Raw genomic sequence first — 20,708 nt, forward strand, 5'->3', positions numbered from 1 at the left:
GGGGACGCGGGGCGCGGGCCCGGCGGGGAGGGCGCTGCCGCACGGTGGAGGCGCGGGCCCGCCGGGCGGCCGCGCCCCCGCGCGGTGGAGCCGGGAGCGAGGTCAGGCGCTCGCGCCGAGGTGACCGGCCAGGAAAGCGACGCTCTCCGCGACGATCCCGGCGATGTCCGGGGAGCCGAGGAAGATGTGGTCCGCGCCGTCCACCGGCCGCAGGGTGACCTCGCCCTCGCCGCTCCGCAGCGCCTCGGCCAGCGCCTCGCTCTGGCTGTACGGGACCAGGCCGTCCTGGGTCCCGTGCACGAGCAGGAACGGCGGCAGGTGCGGGCCCCCGGCGTACGTCACCGGGCTGGCGACCCGCGCCAGGGCCGGACGCTCGGCCTCGGTGCCGCCCAGCAGGGCCGCGTACGGGTCGGGGAACTCGACCCCCGACGGCATCGGAGGCATGGGGTGGGCCGCCAGGGCTTCGAGGTCGGAGCAGCCGTACCAGTCGACGACGGCCAGGACCCCCGTCTCTCCCGAGCCGACGCCGGCCGTGCCCTCCAGCGCCGCGCCGTCGGGCGTGCCGGGGCCGACGAGCCCCGCGAGCGCGGCCAGGTGGCCGCCCGCCGACTCCCCCCAGACGCCGATCCGGTCCGGGTCGATCCCCAGGGCGTCGGCGAACGCGCGGACGTACCGGATCGCGGCCTTCACATCGTGCAGTTGCGCCGGGAAGGGCGCTTCGAGGCTGTGCCGGTAGTCGATGGAGACCAGCGCGAGCCCGGCCGCGAGCACCGCCCCGTGCAGCAGCGCGGCGGGCACGGTCGGCGGCGGGTAGCGGCGGTCGCCCTCCAGCCAGCCGCCACCGTGGATCCACACGACCGCGGGGAACGGCCCTTCTCCGGCCGGCAGCTGCACGTCGAGCAGCCGGGGGCGGTAGCCGGGCGTGGTCGCGTACGTGACCCCGTCGAAGCGGCGGACGCCGTCCGGGCCGGTCACGGGAGGCACGGGGGACTGGTACGGCGGGGGCGGCCAGGTCATGTCGGAGATGTCGAACGCGGCCGGGGGAGATTGCGTCATTGCGGCCCTTTCGGATCGGAGCGGCCAGGGTGGCCGACGAGTCCACGTGCGATCACAGGTTTGTGCGCTTTGTCCGAAATCCTTGCGCGAGTCGCCCGGTCGGACTTACGGTACTGAAGCACTGTTACACGTGTTACCAAGACTCTAGCGACGCGTTTCCGCTGACTACAAGACCAGCGGCGGTCCGACTTCCGGGCCGGTTACACGAGCCACCCCAGTGGGAGCGTCGCCCCTTCCCCATCGGGAGCGCGTCATGCTCACCACCGCCACCCCCGCCGTCAGGGCCACCGCCGAGGCCGTCGCCCCCGCCCGCAGCGGCAGCAGGAGCTTCACCCACTGGGTCACCGATCCCGTGGCGGCGACCGTCCCGCAGGTCAGGGCCCGGGTGCGTGCCGCGCTCCACGGCTGGCGGGTCTCCGCCGAGGAGGTTGACGTCCTGCTGCTGGCCGTGAGCGAGCTCGTCGGCAACGTCGTCCGGCACGCGGGCGCCGGCCGGATGCGGGTGGGCGTGGCCTCGGGCGGCGGCTGGCTCCGGCTGGAGGTCGCCGACCAGAGTGCGGCGCTGCCCCGGCTGCCCGCACCTTCCTCGGTGATCGACCCGGACTCCGAAGGCGGCCGCGGACTGCTGCTCGTGCAGCTGCTGGCCGCCGACCTGGGGGGTGAACTCGCCCTGATCGTGGACGAGTTCGGGAAGTCCGTCCGGGTGCGCATTCCGGCGGGGTCGCGGGTGCCGTAGCGCAGGGGTGCCGCCGCCCACGGCGACGCCGCCCACGGCGACGCCGCCCCGGCACAGGCGACCTCTTCCGCTCCCGTCCCCCGCTGCCGCTCCCTGATGGAGGTGCCGCCCCATGGAGCTGTCCCCTTCCGCGCACACCGATCCCTTCTGCCGTGACCGGCTGCCGCCACCCTCCCTCTGGCCCGAACTCCACTTCGACCTACCGGAGTTGAACTACCCCGACCGGCTCAACTGCGCCCGCCGACTGCTGGACGACGCCGTCGAGGAGCGGGGTCCGGACCGCCCCTGCCTGCTCACCCCGACGGAACGCTGGACCTACGGCGAGCTGCGGCTCCGGGCCAACCAGGTCGCCCAGGTGCTCACCGAGGACTTCGGCCTCGTCCCCGGCAACCGCGTGCTGCTGCGCGGCCCCAACAACCCGTGGCTGGTGGCCGCCTGGTTCGGTGTCCTGAAGGCCGGCGGGGTGGCCGTCACCACCATGCCGCTGCTGCGCGCCGCCGAACTCGCCGAGCTCCACGACATCAGCCGGCCCGCCGTCGCGCTCTGCGACCACCGCCACGCCGGGGAGCTCGAAGCGGCCGGCCTCGCCGGGCTGACCGTCCTCACGTACGGAGGCCCTGACCCGGCGGACCTGACCGTGCGCTGCGCCGCCAAGGACGGCCGGTTCGCCACCGTGGCCACGGCCGCGGACGACGTGGCGCTGATCGCCTTCACCTCCGGCACCACCGGCCGCCCCAAGGCCACCCTGCACTTCCACCGCGACGTACTCGCCACCGCGGACACCTTCTCCCGGCACGTTCTGCAGCCATGCCCCGACGACGTCTTCAGCGGGACGCCGCCGCTCGCCTTCACCTACGGGCTCGGCGGACTCGTCGTCTTCCCCCTCGCGGTCGGGGCCGCGACCCTGCTGATCGAGCAGGCGACCCCCGAGCGGCTGGCCGACCTCGTCGCGGAACACGGGGTGAGCGTGCTGTTCACCGCGCCCACGGCCTACCGCGCGATCCTGGCGGCCGGGGCCGCGGACCGGCTGGCGGGCCTGCGGCGCTGCGTGTCCGCGGGGGAGCCGCTGCCCGCCGCGGTGTGGCACGAGTTCCACGAGGCCACCGGGCTGCGCGTCATCGACGGCATCGGCGCCACCGAGATGCTGCACGTCTTCCTCTCGGCGGCCGACGAGGACATCCGGCCGGGCTCCACCGGGCGCCCGGTGCCCGGATACCGCGCGGCCGTGGTGGACGAGCACGGGGATCCCGTCCCCGACGGGCGGCCCGGCCTGCTCGCGGTCACCGGACCCACCGGCTGCCGCTACCTCGCGGACCCGCGCCAGGCCGCGTACGTCCGTAACGGCTGGAACGTCACGGGCGACACGTATGTCCGTGACGGGGAGGGCTACTTCCGGTACGTGGCGCGCAGCGACGACATGATCGTCTCCTCCGGCTACAACATCGCGGGTCCGGAGGTCGAGAAGGCCCTCGCCGCCCATCCGTACGTCGAGGAGTGCGGGGTCGTCGGGGCGCCGGACGAGCGGCGCGGCACGATCGTCAAGGCGTACGTGGTGCTGCGCGAGGGCGTGCCGGTGGGTGAGGCGACGGTGCGCGAGCTGCAGGCGCACGTGCGGGGGGCCATCGCGCCGTACAAGTACCCGCGCGCCGTCGAGTTCGTCCCGGAACTCCCGCGGACGGGCTCGGGAAAGCTCCGGCGCGCCGAGCTGCGCACACGAGCCCGCGCGGACCGAGAACCGGGTCCCCGCCCCGCCCCCCGCGCCTCAATCGCCGGCGAGGCCGGGCCTGACCACCACTGAGCGGTTCCGCCCGCCTCAACGACCGGGGCTCGGCCCCGTTCCCCGCGCGGCTCCCCGCAGCGGCAGACCCGCGCCGCCGGTCAGGGCGCCGCCCCGGTCTCGGACCGGGCGAGGGCGAGGACGCCGGTGCAGATCAGTGCGATGCCCAGCAGCTGGGGGAGTACCCACCACCCCGTCCGCAGGTGCTCCTCGTACAGCACCACGCCGAGCGCGACGCTGACGGTCGCGTCGCCCAGGGTCAGGGCGGGCTGGGAGGCGACCAGCGGCCCGCCCTGCATGGCGTGTTCGAGCAGCAGCAGGGCGCAGATCCCGGACGCGGCGAAGGCGTACGTCTGCCACGCGCTCAGGAACGGGACGAGGCCCCCCTCGTCCAGCAGCTTGACCGAGTCCTTCATCAGGGCGGCGGTGAGCGCGTAGCAGACGGCGGTGGCGGCGCCCAGGCAACCGGCCCGGGCCCGCCCCGGCGGGCGGCGCAGCCCGGCCACCGCCAGGGCCAGGGCGACGACCACGCAGGAGGCCAGGGCCGGGGCCCACCGGTCGGGCGGTACGTGCGTCCGGTTCCCGGCGGGCGCGGCAGCGGCCAGCGTGAGGCCCAGCCCGGCCACCACCCCCGCCACGGCCAGCCACAGCGGCCCGGCCAGTCGCCGCCGCGCCGCCGCGGAGGCGATCAGCAGGGCGAGCGGCAGCTCCAGTACGAACAGCGGCTGTACGAGGACCAGCGCACCGGTGGCGAGGGCGACCGCCTGCCCCACCCCGGCCGCGATCACGGCCAGGATCCCCGCGATCCACACGGGCCGCCGCAGCAGGTCCAGGACCAGCCCGAAGCGGAAGCCGGAGCTCTGCGGCACGGTGAGCGCGGCGCGCCGCTGGAGCACGGTGGCCAGCGCGTTGCTGAAAGCCGCGAACAGCGCGCAGAAGACCGGCAGGACGAGGCCCATCCGCCGATCGTCGTCGGCGGCTCGCCCGACCGCCCCGGCGACACGCCCGCCGGGGCGGAATCCCCCAGTCCGGCCTCAGCTCCCGCCGTCGGCGCCGCCGGCGGCCCGGCCGAGGGCCAGGGCCGCCAGGGCCCGCGGCGCGCCGGCCTGGCCCCGGATCCCGGGGAAGGCGTTGATGTCGACGATCAGCGGGGTGCCGTCGCCGGTGTCGAGGATGTCGACGCCGTACACGTCGAGCGAGAACACCGCGCCGGCCCGGCGCACCAGATCGGCCCACCCCGCGGGCAGTTCGTCCACGGCGAGCGGCCGGGTGGGACCGCGCCCCTCGGGCGACAGCTCGGAGCGGCGCAGGGCGGCGAAGACCTGGTCCCCGATCGCCCACAGCTTGTGGTCCCAGCCGTCGTTGGGGGCGAACTCCTGGACCACGACCGGCTCCCGAGGCCAGTCCGCCGCCAGCTTCCCCAGCCCCACCGGATCGTCGACGCGTGCCACCAGATCGCCCCGGTGGCTGAACCGGCTCTTGACCACCGCCGGCCAGGCGAGCGGGGCGCCGGACGCGCACGCCGCGAGGGAGTCGAAGGTACGGGTCGGGGCGAAGGGCAGACCGGCCCGCAGCGCGAGCTCCGCCATCTCCGTACGGTCCTGGCACAGCCCGGTCGCCGCCGCCGAGTTGACGACGGGAACGCCCCGCCGCTCCAGATCCCGTGCCAGCCCCAGCGCGCGCGGGGTCTTCGACTTCAGCAGGTACACGTCGGCCGGCGAGCGGGGCGCGTCCCCCGGCGCGAGCGGATCGAGCACCTCGACGGCGTGATCGGGCGCCAGCAGGGCCGCGGTGGCCGCGAGCAGCGGATGGCCGGGTTCCGGCGTGATCAGGCCGATCCTCACGCGCCTTCCCCCGCCCGGGCCGACGCCTGCGCCGGGACGGACACGGGCAGCGCGTACGACTGCGCCGACCGCGCGGGCGGGGGCGGCGAACCGCCCGTGCGCGCCAGCCCCAGCACCGCCCGGGCCACCCGCGCCGCCGCGTCCGGCACCTGCCGGAAGCTCGGGAAGTCGTTCACGTCGACGACCACGGGCCCGTCCGGGCCCAGCAGTACGTCCACCCCGTACAGGTCGAGCCCGTACACCGCGCCCACCTGCGCGGCGATCGCCGCGACCTCGGCCGTCAGCGGCACGCGGCGCTCCCGCACCGAGGGGTCCGGGTGCAGCGGGGAGCAGCGCTCGGTCGCGAACAGCTCCCCACCGACCGCGTACACCTTGATGTCGGTGCCCGAGTTGGGCACGTACGGCTGGGCGATGAGCAGGCCCTCGCCCGCGAGCGAGGGGAGCATCGCCGCCAGCCGCTCCGGCGAGGACACCAGGTGCACGGCCCGCCCGGAGCTGCCGTCGGCGGGCTTCACGACCAGCGGGTACTCCGCCGCCGGTATCTCCCCGAGCAGTTCGGGGCGGGCCGCCGCGTAGGTCGGGGGCAGCGGAAGCCCCCGGGCGCGCCCGATCGCGGCGGCCAGCGCCTTGTCCCGTACGCCCCGGATCGACCGGGCGTCGTTCACCGTGGTCAACCCGGCGGCGGCAGCGGCTTCGAGGAGCGTCAGCCCCGGGCCGCCGGAAACGGTCTTGAGCACCCAGGCGTCGTGCGTGCCCGCGTGGACCGCCTCGGTCATGCACAGCAGCGAGCCGCCGGGCCGCACCACGTCGACCCGGTGCCCCCACGCGGTGAGCTGCCGGATCACCTCGTTCGGCATGCCGTCGTGGCGGTAGTGCTCCTCCACCAGGAAGCAGAGCCTCATGGACCTTCCCCATATTCCCCGGACGTCCGCCGATCCCGCCCGGCGAGTTGTGACGTCACAGGATGTCATGGACCGCAATGCGATGATCGTCCTACCCGGGCCGGGTGGGACATCCCGGTCGCCCGGCATGGCGCACGTCTCCTCCGACCGCAGGAATCGCTCGATGGAGGGAGTCCATGCCCGCCGGTGCCTCCATGGGCATCTGCTCTGCTGTGCTTGCCGCATGACTGAGTTGATCTCCGACAAAGCGCACCGGTTGCTGTTCGCCCCGATGCGGGTGAAGTTCCCGGAACCGGCGACGCCGCATGCCCTCAACGTCCTGGACCCGCTCGTCGAGCGGGACCACCGGGCGGAGAGGAGCCGGGTGACGGACGTATTCGGCCCGAAGGGGCTTGGCACGTCGGCGGCTCGGGTCGGTGGACGGAGCCGAGCGGTCTCCGTGGCGCCCGCCCGGTTGGACGTGCTGTGGACCCGTGATCGTGCGGCCGGGTCGCGCCTGGCGGATCACGTCGCGAGGGTGCACCGCGCGACGGTCGGGGGTGTGGCGCCGGCGGAGCGGCAGGGCGGGTGGGTCTGTGATCCGGAGGCGACGCTCGCGGCCATGTCACAGGACCCGACCGCATGGGGAGAACGGTTCGCGCCCTGGATGCGCGGTTGCGCCGAGATGGTCGAGCACGGGCGGACCCTGCTCGCCGAGATCCGATCGATCCGCCGCGGCGGTGCCGGGGCGACCGGACAGGGGCGGGTCGGGCTGGTGCCCGTGGTGGTGGGCGCGGATCCGGTGGGCGCGCTCATCGCCCGTGCCCGGCTGGGGGAGAACGCGGGCCGCTCCACGAAGTCGAAGCTCTCCCCGTGTGATGCCGTGGAGTGGAGCGCCGTCATGGCGGAGTTCGGACTCCGCGGGGTGGCGGAGTACCCGAACTTCGCACTGGGCTCCTGGTGGATGGGCCTGCTGTCGGACGACCAGGGTGACTGGCGCCAGGACTACATCGCCGTCCTCGACTACTCCTTCTACGTCGAATACAACGTCGACACCGCCTACGGGGACCGCAAGGACCGCCTGAAGAGCGAAGTCCTGGCGCTCTGGGACATGCCGGATCTTCCCGTCGAACTCCAGGCGCGCCGAGCTCATGTGGCCGCCGATCTCGCCTATTTCGACACCAAGCGTCGGGACGAGGCGGATACCAGCGAGGTGCCCACGACGGGCCTCGTCGCCTGGGTCTACCGAGACCGTGACCACTGGCGTGACCTGAAAGCGGTCGACAGCGGAATTTTCGGGCACTACCAGTCGTTTGTGGCCGGCCCGGCAGGGCGGGACGACATGATGCTGACCGGCCTGACCAACGACTGGGTCGACATCGGACCCGACTTGCGTCATCAGGAATGCGGCCAGTCGGTCCTGGCGCTGACCCGCGGATCCCTGGTCATGGCCGACCTGCTCGACTGCTACGAGCGGACCCTGTGGATGCTCAACACCCAGTGGACGGACGGAGGCGGCATCCGCACGGAACGCTACGCCGCGTGCATGGAGACCTTGGGTACCTGCCTGTGGCAGATGGGGAACCACCGCCAGGACCTGTGGCGCTACTACGCGCTCGCCTTCGACCTGTGCCGGGCCGCGCAGGAGCGGGACCTGTACGCGGCGGGCCAACTCGCGGACTGTTACGCCGAGGACCTCACCCCGCTCACGCCGGCTGGCGCGCCGCGGGTGCACGTCCCACGGCGGAGCCTGCCCTTCACGGTCGAGGTCGGCGGCATCCGGCACACCGGCTCGGTCGACCTCCACACCGCCGTCTGCGATGCTGTGGAGAGCGGCGTCCTCCCCATGACCCTCGTCGATTACCAGTTCGTCATCCCCTGGCTGCTCCGGGAGGGCAGGGTCGCTCCCGCGGCCTTCCTCGAGCACATGGACCGCGCCTACTGCCGGCACTTCGCGCAGGTCATGCGGTCCGGGCACGCGAACGGCTTCGGGCGCTCCTACGGTGAGCCGATCGCGGCGCTGGTCATGGAGCAGTGGTGGCACGGCATGTACTTCGCGATCGGAGCGGGGAGCCTGGTCGAAGCCCAGCCCGGCAGGGTCGCGGGCGACCGGGCGCACCCGGGGGAGCGGAGCCGCGGTGTCCAGCCGGCATCGGCCGTCGCTTCCCGGGGCCCCCGGTGATATTCGAATGTGCGGTCGTCCCGGCTGCTGTTAGGTTCATCGCGTGCCGAAGCTGAATCAGATCATCGCAGTGGAAAAGGGCGTCAAGTCCAAGTCCCTCCAGGAGCTCACCCAGGCTCACCACGACGTCCAGAAGCCCGCCCTGCTGGCCGGCATCTCGCGGACCTACCAGCCCAAGGACGAGGAGGGCGAGCAGCTGCCGCCCGAGTCCACGCGGGTGCAGGTCAAGGCGGAGGACGTGCTGCGGGCCACGGCGGGGACCCTGACGCGGCTGTTCGACGTGACGGCGACCAAGGACTGGGCGAACCGCACGGCGGCCGCGGACGTCGTCGTGGACGGCAGGGTCCTGCTGGCGCAGGTGCCCGTTCCCTACCTGCTCTTCCTGGAGAAGCAGCTGACGGACATGCACACCTTCGTACGGAAGCTGCCGGTGCTGGACGCCTCCGAGTCGTGGAGCCTGGACCCGTCCACGGACTCCTGGCGGACGGACCCGGTCCGCACCATCCGTACCAAGAAGGTGCCGCGCAACCACGTCAAGGCCGAGGCAACCGAGAAGCACCCGGCTCAGGTCGAGGTCTACTACGAGGACGTCGCCGTCGGCTACTGGACGACGGTGAAGTTCTCCGGCGCCCTTCCGGCCCGTCGCGTGAACGAGCTGCTGGACCGCGTGGAGAAGCTCCAGCAGGCGGTCAAGTTCGCCCGCGAGGAGGCCAACGGCACCGAGGTCACCGACCAGCGGGTCGGGGACGCGGTGTTCGGCTACCTGTTCGGGTAGCCCCGTGATCGCCCCCCGCCGAGTGCGGGGGGTGCGCGAGAGCGCAAGCTGAAACTGATGTTGAAGCTGAACAGGGGTGTCAGTTGGGGGTTCGAATCCCTCCCCCGGCACTACGAGCCGGGGTGGCCCAAGCCTGGCAGAGGCGGCCCCGTAAATCTCAGATTCTCGCTCCAGTCTCAGTATTCGCCGCCGAACACCGGATCGACCGAGCGCGGACGATCATCGACGGATGGGGGTTCAAGTCCCTCCTGCGCCTCTCTCGTGGCGCGGTAGTTCAAAGGCAGAACACGGCGATCTAAGAATGATCCGCGACTCTTAAACGCCGCCGGTGTGCGCAATTGGGTGGCAAGCAGGAGCCCGGGAGCTGGACATGCTCCCGGGCTCCGTCACGTCTCACGTCTCACCTCTCACGTGCTCACAGCGGTACGGACACGTACGCCTTCCCGGCCTCGTTCTCGACCAGGATCGCCTTGACGTCCGCCGGGTCCACGGCCGCCGAGCCGTCCAGCGCGGCGCCCTTGCCCTCGCCGTTCTCCTGGCTGCCCACGACCCAGCCGCCGGCGGTGGTGCGCGTACCGTCCTTGGCGAGCACGACCAGCCGGCACCGCTCGCCCGGCGGCACCCCGGTGACCGCCGCGTGCACCCGGACCCACCGGGCGGCAGGGGTCATCTGTACGGTCAGCCGCGCGCCCGTGGCCGGATCGGTCACCGAGCCCTTCTTGATCCCGGCAGGCGGGGGCGAAGGGGTCGCCGACACCGTCGGGGACGGCAACGGCAGCGCGACCGACCCCGGATCGCCGTCGCCCAGCTGCGTACCCACCCAGAACACGGCGGCCAGCGAAGCCGCCGCGGCCAGTCCCACCAGCGCCGCACGCCGGCGCCGGGCACCGGCCAGCTCGCCGCGCATCTCCCGCAGGGTCCGCTGGAGCAGCAGGTCCCCGCCCTGCGGCGGTCCGTCCAGGAACGCCTCCTCGGGCACCTCGCCCAGTGCCGCCTCCATCTCGCGCAACGCGGCCACCTCCTCCCGGCACCGCACGCATCCGCTCATGTGTTCCTCGACCCGGCGGACCTCGTCCTCGTCCAGGACGCCGAGCACGTACGGGCCGAGCAGTTCCTCCTCGTGCCGCTGCCGGTTCATGCCACCACCTCACGCAGTGCGGCGGGCTGCTGGGGCGGCCTGCCCGATCGATTGCCGTTTCTGGATCCCCGGTCCCCGGCGCTGTTGTCCCGGAAGACCTCGCGCAGGGCCTTGAGCGCGTAGTGCGAGCGCGATTTGACCGTTCCCGCGGGGATGCCGAGGCGGTCGGCGGTCTCGGCGACGCTGAGCTGCCGGTAGTACAACTCCGTCAGCACGTCCCGGTGTTCCGGAGAGAGCTGGTCGAGGGCCCCCAGGACCGTCATGCTGTCCACCACGGAGTCGGCGTGGTCCGCCTCGACCGGGGGAGCGGCCGCGTCCCCGGAGACCTCGGGCGGGCGGGCGGCCTTCGCCCGGTAGCGGTCGGTGATGATGTTGCGAGCCACCGTCAGCAGCCAGCCGCGTACCGAACCCTTCCCGTTGACCAGGACCTCGGAGTGGCGCCAGGCCCGGATGAGGGTCTCCTGCACGACGTCCTCGGCGGCGGCCCGGTCTCCGGTCAGCCGGGTGGCGTACGCGAGCAGGGCGTGACCGTGCTCCTCGTACACCGACTTGATCAGTGCCTCGTCGGTCGAGCCCCGCCGAGCGCGGGGCCACAGTGGTCCGGCCATCTCACCCTCTCCGTCCTCCGCTTGTGTGGTGCGGTCGGAACACGCCGCCCGGTCGGCCCCGGTTCATGTGGCGTACGTCACTCCCATCTCGCTCAGATGCGGCAGGCGCGGCCCTCGTTGAGGCAGGCGACGACCGCCGCCATCCGGTCGTCGGTCATCACGTTGACGAACATCGCGTGGTCCGTCCGCGGGCTGTGCCGCTGCTCGGGGAAGGAGTCCAGCGCGATGGCCGCGCCCGCGGGGACCTCGTAGGCGAGGGAGATGCGCAATTCGGGCACGGCGAAGGTGTCCTGCGGGCAGACGCCGCCCGCGCCGGGGAAGCGCAGGTGCGAGCGGTGGCCCGGGCTCGCGGTGTCCAGGCCGTTCCAGCAGCTCGGGAAGACCAGGGTGCGGGTGACGCGCTCGCCCTCGGGACAGCGCGGGTAGCTCGTGGTGGAGCGGTCGGGGGAGCCGGAACAGCCCCAGCGGGCCCGGACGTCGGCGTCGCCGCCCGCCGTGAACGCGACGGCGTCGCCGGTCATCCCGCGCAGGAACCGCGGCATCGGCACCACCTTGCCGGCCGGACTGCCGCGGAATTCCACCCGTACCGAGGCCTCCGGCAGGATCTCGCCCTCGTTGCCGTGGCCCGCCGCGCTCTCGTGCGGGTGGATGCCCGGCCGGTCAGGGCGGCGCAGCACGGGCCAGTAGTACGTGGACCTGTCGCCGCCCGTACAGGTGGTGGCGGCCGCGTCCAGGGAGGCGTCGGTCGACATCGCGTCCGTGGACAGGTTCCCCACGTACGCGTGGGTGTGGTGGGCGCCGGACCGCAGGCCGGGCGAGACGACCAGGTTGTCCTCGTTGTAGTGGCCCTGTTCGCCCCGTCCGCATGCCACCGCCACCGAGCCGGCCGAGGCGTCGGGGCCGGCGGGGGGCGCGGCCGGGGTGCGCGGCACCGTGCGGATGTCCACGTAGTCGGCAGGGGCCGGGCCGGCGGCCGCCGCCCCCGCTTGCGGCCAGGCCGCCCGCGAGGCCCCCAGTACGGCGGCGGTGAGCCCGCCGCCCAGGACCAGGCAGATGACGAGAGCGAGCAGTCGGCGTCGGTTCCCCATGGCGGTCACGGTTGCCGGTGGCGACAGCGCCGTCAACCGGGCATCCGCATGCCGGTCCGCAGGCCGGTCACCGCCCCGTCCGCATGCCGGTCCCGGCGTCGCGAACCGGCCCCGGCGGCGGGCGGATTGGCCGTGCGCCCGCTTGTCCGACCGGGCGGCCGCCCCGCACAGTACGGCCTATGACATCCGCCATGACGCCGGCCGAGCTCCTCCAGGCCTTCGCCCGTACCCGCGCCTCGCTCGACGGCGCCGAGGTGACGTTCTGGTGGACCGGTGACGTCCATTCCTGGGCCCCGGGGGAGCCCTACGAGCGGCTCTTCGGCTTCGAAGGGGTCAACGTCGCCCGGCTGACCGAGGACGAGGAATCCGGCGGATACCGGCTGCTGTCCAGGGAGGCCGCGTTCTACCTCGACCCCCGGACCCGGGAGATCGCGGAGACCTGGCGAGACAAGCCGGTGGTCCACGTCTGGAACGACCCGGCCAACCAGAGCTGGCGGCCCTTCCCCGTCCCCGTCCCCGTGACGGAGCTGGGCGACCAGGTCTGCTTCAGCCTGGAGATCCCGCTGGCCTACCCCTCGCCGCTGCCGGTTGCGGACTATCCGGACCAATCGGCCGACGACACCTACCGGGCCCTGGAGCTGTTCCAGTTCTTCGCTCCGACGGCCGCCCTCACCACCGACGCCCCGAGCGTCCCCTCGACGATGTCCTGGACGCGGATGTCCCCGTGGCTGCCCTGGATGGAACGGGGGCAGCGCCCCGGCGGCCTGACCTTCCACTGCCGGGGCCGCAAACTCGGCTCCTACGCCGAGGTCCCCGAGCGCACCCGCGCGTACATCGCCGACCGCAACCCCGAGTTCGCCCATGCCCCGGAGAAGTGGAGCGAGCCGAACGAGACCAGCTGGACGTACCACCGCAAGCTGTTCCCACCCCGCCGGTAGGGCCGCCGGACACCCCCCTTAGGATCCCCCAGGGCAGCGTCAGGGGGGCGGACAAGGGTTTTCCCCGTATCCGGTTCATCTCCGCGTTGCCTACTGTCTGCCCACCGGCGATCTTCCCCAGGTCAGCGGCCAACGCGCCAACCCCACATGGCGTGATGCCGCGCTGCCCGGGGAATCGCCGGAACCGCCGTTGCCCTGCCCCGCCGTCGCGGCCGGGACAACGTGGCGCGCGGTGGCGCCGGGGGGAGTTCGACCAGCTCGCCCCGGTTCCACAGCCGCCGGAAACCTCCCACACTGCACCGACCGGCCGATCCGGCCAGCCCGGAAGCGGCCCGCGAAAGGGAACACCGTGCACGCATCCAGACGAAGGCTCATATCCGTGGTGGCCATGTCCGCCACCCTGCTGGCGGGCTCCGCCACCGCCTCCGTGGCCCTGGCCGCCGAGATCCCCGGCGCCGCTCCGGCCGTCTCGGTCGCCACCCCCGCCGCCCCGGTCGAGAACCTCATCGTCGGATACAAGGCCTCCGCCTCCGAGGCCAGCTCCAACACCGCGGCCGCCACCGACGCCGCCGCCAAGGGCAAGAAGGCCGGCAAGAAGACGAAGTTCGACCGCCGCCTCGGCACCGGCGCCGCCCTCGTCAGCCTGGGCGGTACCACCGCCCCCGCCGAGGCCGCGAACGTCATGGCCCAGTTCAAGGCCGACCCGGACGTCGCCTACGTCGAGGCGGACACCCGCGCCTACGCCATGGCCGTCACCCCGAACGACACCGAGTACGCCAAGCAGTGGGACCTCTTCGAGCCCACCGCCGGCATGAACGTTCCCGCCGCCTGGGACAAGAGCACCGGCTCCGGTGTCACCGTCGCCGTGATCGACACCGGCTACGTGGCCCACTCGGACGTCGCGCCGAACATCGTCGCCGGCTACGACTTCATCTCCGACTCCACCGCCGCCCGTGACGGCAACGGCCGCGACAGCAACCCGGCCGACCAGGGCGACTGGAGCGCGGCGGGCGAGTGCGGCACCGGCTCCACCGCCAGCAACTCCTCCTGGCACGGCACCCACGTCGCGGGCACCATCGCCGCCGCCACCAACAACGGCCAGGGCGTCGCGGGCATCGCGTACAACGCGAAGATCCAGCCCGTCCGTGTCCTGGGCAAGTGCGGCGGTATGACCTCGGACATCGTCGACGCCATCACCTGGGCGTCCGGCGGCTCCGTCGCGGGCGTCCCGGCCAACGCCACCCCCGCCAAGGTCATCAACATGAGCCTCGGCGGCTCCGGCTCCTGCGGCACCAGCTACCAGAACGCCATCAACGCGGCCGTCGCCCGCGGCACCACCGTCGTCGTGGCCGCCGGCAACAGCAACGCCAACGCCAGCGGCTTCTCCCCCGCCAGCTGCGCCAACGTGGTCAACGTGGCCTCCACCAACCGCACCGGAGACCGCTCCTTCTACTCCAACTACGGTTCGATCATCGACATCGCCGCCCCGGGTGGTGAGACCCGCCGCGCCACCGACACGCCCGGCACCGTCACCACCCCCGAGAACGGCATCCTCTCCACCCTCAACGCCGGCACCACCACCCCCGGCGCCGAGATCTACAAGCCGTACCAGGGCACCAGCATGGCCGCCCCGCACGTCGCCGGCCTCGCCGCGCTCATGGTCGCCGCCAAGCCCTCGCTGACCCCGGCCCAGGTCGAGTCGGCGATCAAGGCGAACGCCCGCCCGCTCGCCGGCACCTGCACCGGCGGCTGCGGCTCCGGTCTCGCCGACGCGGCCGCGACCCTCACCGCCGTGACCTCGACCCCGACCACCCCGGTCTTCGAGAACACCGCGGACGTGGCCATCGGCGACAACACCACCGTGGAGAGCCCGATCACCGTCAGCGGTGTGACCGGCAACGCCCCGGCCACGCTCAAGGTGGGCGTGAACATCGTGCACACCTACATCGGTGACCTGAAGGTGGACCTGGTGGCCCCCGACGGCTCCGTCTACACCGTGCACAACCGTGCCGGCGGCAGCACGGACAACATCAACACCACCTACACCGTGAACGCCTCCTCCGAGGTCGCCAACGGCACCTGGAAGCTCCGGGTGAACGACAACGCCGGCGGCGACACCGGCTACATCAACTCCTGGAACCTCACCTTCTGAGCCTTCCTGTGAGCCTTCTGACGGGCCGATAGTACGGACCAACAGACCCCGCGGACCTGCCGGTACACCTCGTACCGGCAGGTCCGACGGCTTTTCCTGTCATCCGACTGATTTCTGCGTCACAATGCGGGCCCACCCGGCATCCGACCTCGTATTGTCGCGTCACAGGAAAGGCACAGGAGCTGGGGACCGGAAGGCTGGTGGCTGTGCGTGGGGGCAGCGACGGGGCACGCCGACACGAGCGTCGGACAGGGCGAACTGATCAGGGCGGTCGACCGTGCCCTGACCGAGCACGGCCGCGCCCTGCTCACCGGACCCGCCGGAGCAGGCAAGACCGAGGTGGTCCGCGCCGTCGCGGCCGCCGCCGGGTCCCGCCGCGAGACCGTGCTGCGCCTCGCCCCCGAGGCCGCCGACCAGTGGATACCCGAAGCCTCCGCCGCCGCCCTCCTGGCTTCCGTCCCCTGCGCCGCGCTGGAACGGCTCTCCGGCCCCCAGCGCACCGCCATCGCCCTGCTGCGCCGCGAGGCGGACGCCCCCCGGGCCGGCCGCGACCACGTCGCGCTGCGCCTCGCCGTCGTCGAGGTGCTCCGCACGCTCGCCGCCCGCCACCCCGTCCTCCTCGTCCTCGACAACGCCCAGTGGCTCGACGCCGAGAGCACCGATCTGCTCCGCTTCGCCCTGCGCCTCACCCCGCCCCGCGTCCGGGTCCTCGTCGCCGAATGCGTCCAGGGCGGCACCTCCGTCGGCGAACCCCTCTGCGGTACGGGCACCCCCGCGATACGCGTGCCCCCGCTCGGCGCCGACGAGGTCGCCGAACTCCTCGTCCGCCACGGCCTGCCCGCCCGTCTCGCCGGCCGCATCCACCAGGCCAGCGGCGGCAACCCGCGCCTCGCACTCGCCCTCGGGCACTCCCTCGCCGAAGCCGCCGGCTCCCGCGACGGCGGCGCCCACCACGCCGACGTCCTGCCCGTCTCCGGACAGGCCCGCGAGGTCGCCCGCCGGCTCCTCGCCGAGGCCCCCGCCCAGGCCCGCCGCACCCTGCTGCTCGCCGCCCTCGCCACCCGCCCCACCACCGCCCTGCTGCGCCGCGCCGGGCGCCCCGACGCCGAGGCGGAGCTCGCCGAGGCGGAACGGGCCGCGCTGGTGCGGGTGGGGGAGGACGGCACCGTGGAGTTCACCGCCGGCGCCCTGCCCACCGCGCTCGCCGCCGACGCGGGCTGGCCCGAACGCGCCGCCGGGCACGCGGCGTTGGCCGCCGCCGTCGACGACCCCGTGCAGGCCGTACGGCACCGCGCGCTGGCCGTGGACACCCCCGACCAGTGGCTCGCCGCGGAGATCACCGAAGCCGCCGCGGTCTGCCGCCGCCGGGGCCAGCGGGCCCTCGCCGCCGAACTCGGCCTGCTCGCCGCCGAACGTACGCCGTCCCACCTGGCCGGCGAGGAACTCGCCCGGCTCGTCACCGCCGCCGAGGACGCGGGCTGGGCCGGCCGCGCCGACCTCGCCCGCCTCGCCACCCGGGCCGTCCTGGCCCGCGACGCCTCTCCCGCCGACCGGGTGCGGGCCAGGCTCGCCGTCATCGACGCCGCCGGGCAGGCCATCGGAACCCTCGACGAGACCTTCGCGTACGCCATGGACGAGGCCGCCGGGGACCCCTCCCTCCAGGCCGCCGTCCAGTTGCGGATCGCCACCAAGCACAACCTCAGCGACGGTGACCCCGTCCGCTCCCGCGACGCCGCCGCCCGCGCCGGGGCCCTCGCCGCACTCGGCGGCGACCAGGTCGCCCAGGCCATGGCCCTGACCGTACGGGCCCGCATGGGCCGCATCCTCGGGGACCCGGGGGCCGAGGCCATCCTGGCCGAGGCGCTGGCCCTCCCGGCTCCCGAAGTGCCGCTCGGCATGCGCAACGCGCCCCAGTACCTCGCCGTACGCCACGCCCTCTTCGACGACCGGCTCGACGACGCCCGCAATCAGCTGATGGTCCTGCTGCCCGCCGTCCAGCGGACCGGTTCCGCCGAGGACGTCTTCGAGGTCCTGCGCAGCATCACCGAGGTCGAACTGCGCAGCGGCCGCTGCAAGGCCGCCTCCGCCCGCGCCCGCCGGGCCCTGGAACTGACCATCGAGGCGGGTCTCTCGCCCGGCCCCGCCTGGTACGTCGCCGCGATGGCCGAGGTCATGGGCGGCAGTTTCGCCCGCGCCGCCGGATACGCCCGGCGCGGCATCCAGGCCTCGCAGGAGGAGCACGACCAGGTCTTCCTCTCCCGCAGCCTGCACGCGCTCGGCCTCGTCGAACTGGCCACCGGCGAGGCGTCGAAGGCGGTCGCCACCCTGCGCCGGGTCGCCGAACTGGAGGCCGCCCAGCAGGTGGTGGACCCCTCGATCCTGCGCTGGCACGGGGAGCTCGCGGAGGCCCTGGTCGCCGCCGACGCACCCGAGGAGGCCGGCCGGCTGATCGACTCCGTCCGGACCGTGGCCCGCGGCCTCGGCCGCACCGGGGTCGTCGCCGCCCTCGACCGGGCCCGGGGCCTGTGCCTGTCGGCCCAGGGCGAGGCCGACGAGGCGGTCCGCCTCCTGGAGGCCACGGCGCAGCGGTTCGAGCTCCTGGGCCTGCCGCTGGAGCGCGGCCGCACCCTGCTCGCACTCGCCCGCGTGGAACGCCGGCGCCGGCGGAGGGCACCGGCCCGCGCCGCCCTGCTGGCGGCGGCCGGGGTCTTCGAACGGGCCGGAGCCGCCCCGTGGGCGGAGCTCGCCCGGGAGCCGGCTCCAGGCGAGGCGGCCGGCCGCCCGGAAGTGGCGGCCATGGCGGCCCTGACCGAGGCGGAGACCCGCCTCGCGCTGCTCGTCAGCCAGGGGGCCAGCAACCAGGAGGCCGCGGCGAAGCTGTTCCTCAGCGTCAAGACGGTGGAGTCACGACTGACCCGTATCTACCAGAAGCTCGACGTCCGCTCCCGGGCCCAACTGGCCACGGCCCTGGCCCGGTCACACGGAAACGCGCCGGCGTAGGGGGCTACGCCGGCGCGGAGTGGGAGGACCGTGCGGGTCAGCTGCCGTTCGAGATGTTGCCCGACAGGACCGGGATGTTGTCCACGATGTGCGAGAGGGCCTCGTCGCCCTTGCCCTGCGTGGAGTTCTCGGCGCACTGCTGGTCCTGCGGGTTCGACAGGACGTCGATGTCCTGGACACCGATGTTGATCAGCAGGAGGGACTGGGCGTTGACCTTGGCCGGCAGGCCGACGCAGAGCTTGTTGAGGGTGCCCTGGACCAGGCTGGCCTGCGGGCTCAGCGGGCCCGTGGTCTCCTGGTTGCCGTAGATCTGCGCTTCGCCGTTCCCGTTCACGGTCTTGATGCCGTCGTTGTTGCCGATCGCCATGGCCGGGGTGGCGGCCGCAGCCCCCACACCGATCACGGAGGCGGTGACCGCGGCGGTGGCCATGAACTTCTTGAACATGTGGGGGATCCTTCTGTCGCTCTGTCGCATGTGATGGCTGCCCTCGGCGGGACGCGCTGATCAACTGCCTGCGACGCGCGGGGTTATCCCCTCTCACCCGGGTGGCCCAACACGACGGGGCGGCCCGGTCCCGCCGCCGTGACGGCGGGACCGGGCACCTCGTGTCCGGGGGTCAGCCGGTCTTGCGGCGGACCTTCTTGTTCTTGCCGCCGGGGCCGCTGCTCGCACCCTGGACCTTGGCGCGGCTCTGGTGGGCCTGCTGGGACTGGGACCTCGCGGCGTTGCGCTCCAGCGCCTCCCGGAACTTGCGCTTGGCCTCATCGGCCGGTGATTCGTCCTGCGGGGTGCCTGCTTCGTCTGCCATGTGTCCTCCCGGTGTGGTCAAGCCGTTTCAGTCTGTCAGCTGGGGTGCGCGCTGACCAGCGAGTTCCGTGCGCTCGGCGGCGTCGGGGGACGTCCGATCCCCAAGGATGACTTTGGAGGGTCATAAGATCCACTGATGGGGTCATAACCCGATACCGGGTGCCGGGTTAGGTTTGCCTTCGTTTAGGGTTCCCTTGATCCATCTTGCTGTCGCTCGAAGGGAACCTTTGCCATGCCTCGCCCTCTGCGAGTAGCAATCGTCGGTGCCGGCCCCGCCGGGATCTACGCCGCCGACGCGCTGCTGAAGTCCGAGGCCGCCGCCGAGCCCGGTGTCTCCATCGACCTCTTCGAGAAGATGCCCGCGCCCTTCGGTCTGATCCGTTACGGCGTGGCCCCCGACCACCCGCGGATCAAGGGCATCATCACGGCCCTGCACCAGGTGCTCGACAAGCCGCAGGTCCGTCTCTTCGGGAACGTCGACTACCCGAACGACATCAGCCTCGACGAGCTGCGCTCCTTCTACGACGCCGTGATCTTCTCCACCGGCGCCACCGCCGACCGGGCGCTGAACATACCGGGCGTCGACCTCGAAGGCTCCTACGGCGCCGCCGACTTCGTCTCCTGGTACGACGGCCACCCGGACGTCCCGCGCACCTGGCCGCTGGAGGCGGAGAAGGTCGCCGTGCTCGGCGTCGGCAACGTCGCCCTCGACGTCGCGCGCATCCTGGCCAAGACGGCCGACGAGCTGCTGCCGACCGAGATCCCGCCGAACGTCCACGACGGCCTCAAGGCCAACAAGGCGCTCGAAGTGCACGTCTTCGGCCGCCGCGGTCCGGCCCAGGCCAAGTTCAGCCCGATGGAGCTGCGGGAGCTGGACCACTCGCCGAACATCGAGGTCATCGTCAACCCCGAGGACATCGACTACGACGAGGGCTCGATCGCCGAGCGCCGCAAGAACAAGCAGACCGACATGGTCGCCAAGACCCTGGAGAACTGGGCGATCCGGGACGTCGGCGAGCGCCCGCACAAGCTGTTCCTGCACTTCTTCGAGTCGCCCACCGAGGTGCTCGGCGAGGACGGCAAGGTGGTCGGCCTGCGCACCGAGCGCACCGAGCTCGACGGCACCGGCAACGTCAAGGGCACCGGCCGGTTCACCGACTGGGACGTCCGGTCCGTGTACCGGGCCGTGGGCTACCTCTCCGACGAGCTGCCCAAGCTTCCCTGGGACGTCGACTCGGGCACGGTCCCGGACGAGGGCGGCCGCGTGATCGAGGCCGGCGGCCACCTCCAGTCGACGTACGTCACGGGGTGGATCCGGCGCGGTCCGGTCGGCCTGATCGGCCACACCAAGGGCGACGCGAACGAGACCGTCGCGAACCTGCTGGCCGACCACGCGGAGGGCCGCCTGCACACGCCGGCCGAGCCCGCGCCGGAGGCCGTGGAGTCCTTCCTCGCCGAGCGCGCCGTCCGCTACACGACGTGGGAGGGCTGGCACCGGCTCGACGCGGCCGAGAAGGCCCTCGGCGAGCCCCAGGGCCGCGAGCGCGTGAAGATCGTCGAGCGTGAGGACATGCTCGACGCCAGCGGCGCCTAGCCGGAAGCGGCGCGAGGCGCAGGAGGGAGGGGGGGGGGGGGGGGGCGGGGGGGGGGCCCCCCGCCCCCCCGCGGGGGGGCGGGGGGGGGGGGGCCCCGGCGGGGGGGGGGGGGCAAAAGGGCGGGTGAGCG

17 protein-coding genes are annotated in these 20,708 nt (G+C 73.2%); 8 read left to right on the top strand and 9 right to left on the bottom strand.

Going from position 1 to position 20,708, the window contains the following annotated elements:
• Positions 1 to 102 precede the first annotated feature (102 nt).
• On the bottom strand, positions 103 to 1,056 hold the full coding sequence (locus ACGFYU_RS05650; RefSeq protein WP_393825948.1) for an alpha/beta hydrolase fold domain-containing protein: 954 nt from the start codon (positions 1,054 to 1,056) through the stop codon (positions 103 to 105).
• A gap of 253 nt (positions 1,057 to 1,309) precedes the next feature.
• On the opposite strand from ACGFYU_RS05650, the gene ACGFYU_RS05655 reads away from it, so the two are divergent.
• Both ACGFYU_RS05655 and ACGFYU_RS05660 read left to right on the top strand, forming a co-directional pair.
• Positions 1,310 to 1,792, top strand: coding sequence for an ATP-binding protein (locus ACGFYU_RS05655; protein WP_393825949.1), 483 nt, complete (start codon positions 1,310 to 1,312; stop codon positions 1,790 to 1,792).
• Between the two features lie 112 nt (positions 1,793 to 1,904).
• Positions 1,905 to 3,590: an AMP-binding protein gene (locus ACGFYU_RS05660; RefSeq protein ID WP_393825950.1), complete on the top strand. Its 1,686-nt coding sequence runs from the start codon at positions 1,905 to 1,907 to the stop codon at positions 3,588 to 3,590.
• An 80-nt stretch (positions 3,591 to 3,670) separates the two neighbouring features.
• Here the strand turns inward: ACGFYU_RS05660 and ACGFYU_RS05665 are convergent, their stop codons facing one another.
• The 3 genes from ACGFYU_RS05665 to ACGFYU_RS05675 form a co-directional block, all read right to left on the bottom strand.
• Positions 3,671 to 4,528: a DMT family transporter gene (locus ACGFYU_RS05665; protein WP_393825951.1), complete on the bottom strand. Its 858-nt coding sequence runs from the start codon at positions 4,526 to 4,528 to the stop codon at positions 3,671 to 3,673.
• Positions 4,529 to 4,603: 75 nt separating this feature from the next.
• Positions 4,604 to 5,413, bottom strand: coding sequence for a RimK family alpha-L-glutamate ligase (locus tag ACGFYU_RS05670; protein WP_393825952.1), 810 nt, complete (start codon positions 5,411 to 5,413; stop codon positions 4,604 to 4,606).
• Positions 5,410 to 6,315 (bottom strand): RimK family alpha-L-glutamate ligase, encoded by a 906-nt coding sequence (locus ACGFYU_RS05675; RefSeq protein ID WP_393825953.1) that lies wholly within the window; start codon positions 6,313 to 6,315, stop codon positions 5,410 to 5,412. Before ACGFYU_RS05675 ends, ACGFYU_RS05670 begins: the two co-directional genes overlap by 4 nt.
• 223 nt (positions 6,316 to 6,538) lie before the next feature.
• Between ACGFYU_RS05675 and ACGFYU_RS05680 the strand changes: the two genes are divergently transcribed.
• A complete protein-coding gene (locus ACGFYU_RS05680) occupies positions 6,539 to 8,476 on the top strand; it encodes a hypothetical protein (protein WP_393825954.1) in 1,938 nt (645 codons plus the stop codon).
• A gap of 43 nt (positions 8,477 to 8,519) precedes the next feature.
• Positions 8,520 to 9,251, top strand: coding sequence for a hypothetical protein (locus tag ACGFYU_RS05685; protein WP_393825955.1), 732 nt, complete (start codon positions 8,520 to 8,522; stop codon positions 9,249 to 9,251).
• A gap of 415 nt (positions 9,252 to 9,666) precedes the next feature.
• Here ACGFYU_RS05685 and ACGFYU_RS05690 read toward each other — a convergent pair whose 3' ends face one another.
• The 3 genes from ACGFYU_RS05690 to ACGFYU_RS05700 form a co-directional block, all read right to left on the bottom strand.
• Entirely contained in the window at positions 9,667 to 10,389 is a 723-nt protein-coding gene (locus ACGFYU_RS05690) for an anti-sigma factor family protein (RefSeq protein ID WP_393825956.1), read from the bottom strand.
• Positions 10,386 to 10,997 (bottom strand): sigma-70 family RNA polymerase sigma factor, encoded by a 612-nt coding sequence (locus ACGFYU_RS05695; RefSeq protein WP_393825957.1) that lies wholly within the window; start codon positions 10,995 to 10,997, stop codon positions 10,386 to 10,388. The genes ACGFYU_RS05690 and ACGFYU_RS05695 overlap by 4 nt, the downstream gene beginning before the upstream one ends.
• A 92-nt stretch (positions 10,998 to 11,089) precedes the next feature.
• A complete protein-coding gene (locus ACGFYU_RS05700; RefSeq protein ID WP_393825958.1) occupies positions 11,090 to 12,085 on the bottom strand; it encodes a DUF1996 domain-containing protein in 996 nt (331 codons plus the stop codon).
• A gap of 179 nt (positions 12,086 to 12,264) precedes the next feature.
• On the opposite strand from ACGFYU_RS05700, the gene ACGFYU_RS05705 reads away from it, so the two are divergent.
• From ACGFYU_RS05705 to ACGFYU_RS05715, 3 genes are all read left to right on the top strand, one after another.
• On the top strand, positions 12,265 to 13,023 hold the full coding sequence (locus ACGFYU_RS05705; protein WP_393825959.1) for a DUF1838 family protein: 759 nt from the start codon (positions 12,265 to 12,267) through the stop codon (positions 13,021 to 13,023).
• A gap of 388 nt (positions 13,024 to 13,411) precedes the next feature.
• Positions 13,412 to 15,175 carry a S8 family serine peptidase gene (locus ACGFYU_RS05710; protein WP_393825996.1) on the top strand — a complete coding sequence of 588 codons (1,764 nt, stop codon included), beginning with the start codon at positions 13,412 to 13,414 and terminating at the stop codon, positions 15,173 to 15,175.
• A gap of 210 nt (positions 15,176 to 15,385) precedes the next feature.
• Positions 15,386 to 18,175 carry an AAA family ATPase gene (locus ACGFYU_RS05715; RefSeq protein WP_393825960.1) on the top strand — a complete coding sequence of 930 codons (2,790 nt, stop codon included), beginning with the start codon at positions 15,386 to 15,388 and terminating at the stop codon, positions 18,173 to 18,175.
• A gap of 37 nt (positions 18,176 to 18,212) precedes the next feature.
• On the opposite strand, the gene ACGFYU_RS05720 is transcribed toward ACGFYU_RS05715, so the two are convergent.
• Positions 18,213 to 18,620 (bottom strand): rodlin, encoded by a 408-nt coding sequence (locus ACGFYU_RS05720; protein WP_393825961.1) that lies wholly within the window; start codon positions 18,618 to 18,620, stop codon positions 18,213 to 18,215.
• A 172-nt stretch (positions 18,621 to 18,792) separates the two neighbouring features.
• Positions 18,793 to 18,984, bottom strand: coding sequence for a DUF5302 domain-containing protein (locus tag ACGFYU_RS05725; protein ID WP_393825962.1), 192 nt, complete (start codon positions 18,982 to 18,984; stop codon positions 18,793 to 18,795).
• 231 nt (positions 18,985 to 19,215) lie between these two features.
• Between ACGFYU_RS05725 and ACGFYU_RS05730 the strand changes: the two genes are divergently transcribed.
• A complete protein-coding gene (locus tag ACGFYU_RS05730) occupies positions 19,216 to 20,577 on the top strand; it encodes an FAD-dependent oxidoreductase (protein ID WP_393825963.1) in 1,362 nt (453 codons plus the stop codon).
• Positions 20,578 to 20,708: the final 131 nt, after the last annotated feature.

This window comes from Streptomyces sp. NPDC048337 (assembly GCF_043201175.1).
Classification (GTDB): Bacteria; Actinomycetota; Actinomycetes; order Streptomycetales; family Streptomycetaceae; genus Streptomyces.

What these genes read in the sequence shown, in the direction of transcription:
- ACGFYU_RS05655 (WP_393825949.1), top strand. Translation starts at nt 1,310, where the DNA reads ATGCTCACCACCGCCACCCCCGCCGTCAGGGCCACCGCCGAGGCCGTC.
- ACGFYU_RS05705 (WP_393825959.1), top strand. Translation starts at nt 12,265, where the DNA reads ATGACATCCGCCATGACGCCGGCCGAGCTCCTCCAGGCCTTCGCCCGT.
- ACGFYU_RS05660 (WP_393825950.1), top strand. Translation starts at nt 1,905, where the DNA reads ATGGAGCTGTCCCCTTCCGCGCACACCGATCCCTTCTGCCGTGACCGG.
- ACGFYU_RS05725 (WP_393825962.1), bottom strand. Translation starts at nt 18,984, where the DNA reads ATGGCAGACGAAGCAGGCACCCCGCAGGACGAATCACCGGCCGATGAG.
- ACGFYU_RS05665 (WP_393825951.1), bottom strand. Translation starts at nt 4,528, where the DNA reads ATGGGCCTCGTCCTGCCGGTCTTCTGCGCGCTGTTCGCGGCTTTCAGC.
- ACGFYU_RS05700 (WP_393825958.1), bottom strand. Translation starts at nt 12,085, where the DNA reads ATGGGGAACCGACGCCGACTGCTCGCTCTCGTCATCTGCCTGGTCCTG.
- ACGFYU_RS05675 (WP_393825953.1), bottom strand. Translation starts at nt 6,315, where the DNA reads ATGAGGCTCTGCTTCCTGGTGGAGGAGCACTACCGCCACGACGGCATG.
- ACGFYU_RS05730 (WP_393825963.1), top strand. Translation starts at nt 19,216, where the DNA reads ATGCCTCGCCCTCTGCGAGTAGCAATCGTCGGTGCCGGCCCCGCCGGG.
- ACGFYU_RS05690 (WP_393825956.1), bottom strand. Translation starts at nt 10,389, where the DNA reads ATGAACCGGCAGCGGCACGAGGAGGAACTGCTCGGCCCGTACGTGCTC.
- ACGFYU_RS05720 (WP_393825961.1), bottom strand. Translation starts at nt 18,620, where the DNA reads ATGTTCAAGAAGTTCATGGCCACCGCCGCGGTCACCGCCTCCGTGATC.
- ACGFYU_RS05695 (WP_393825957.1), bottom strand. Translation starts at nt 10,997, where the DNA reads ATGGCCGGACCACTGTGGCCCCGCGCTCGGCGGGGCTCGACCGACGAG.
- ACGFYU_RS05680 (WP_393825954.1), top strand. Translation starts at nt 6,539, where the DNA reads ATGACTGAGTTGATCTCCGACAAAGCGCACCGGTTGCTGTTCGCCCCG.
- ACGFYU_RS05650 (WP_393825948.1), bottom strand. Translation starts at nt 1,056, where the DNA reads ATGACGCAATCTCCCCCGGCCGCGTTCGACATCTCCGACATGACCTGG.
- ACGFYU_RS05710 (WP_393825996.1), top strand. Translation starts at nt 13,412, where the DNA reads ATGTCCGCCACCCTGCTGGCGGGCTCCGCCACCGCCTCCGTGGCCCTG.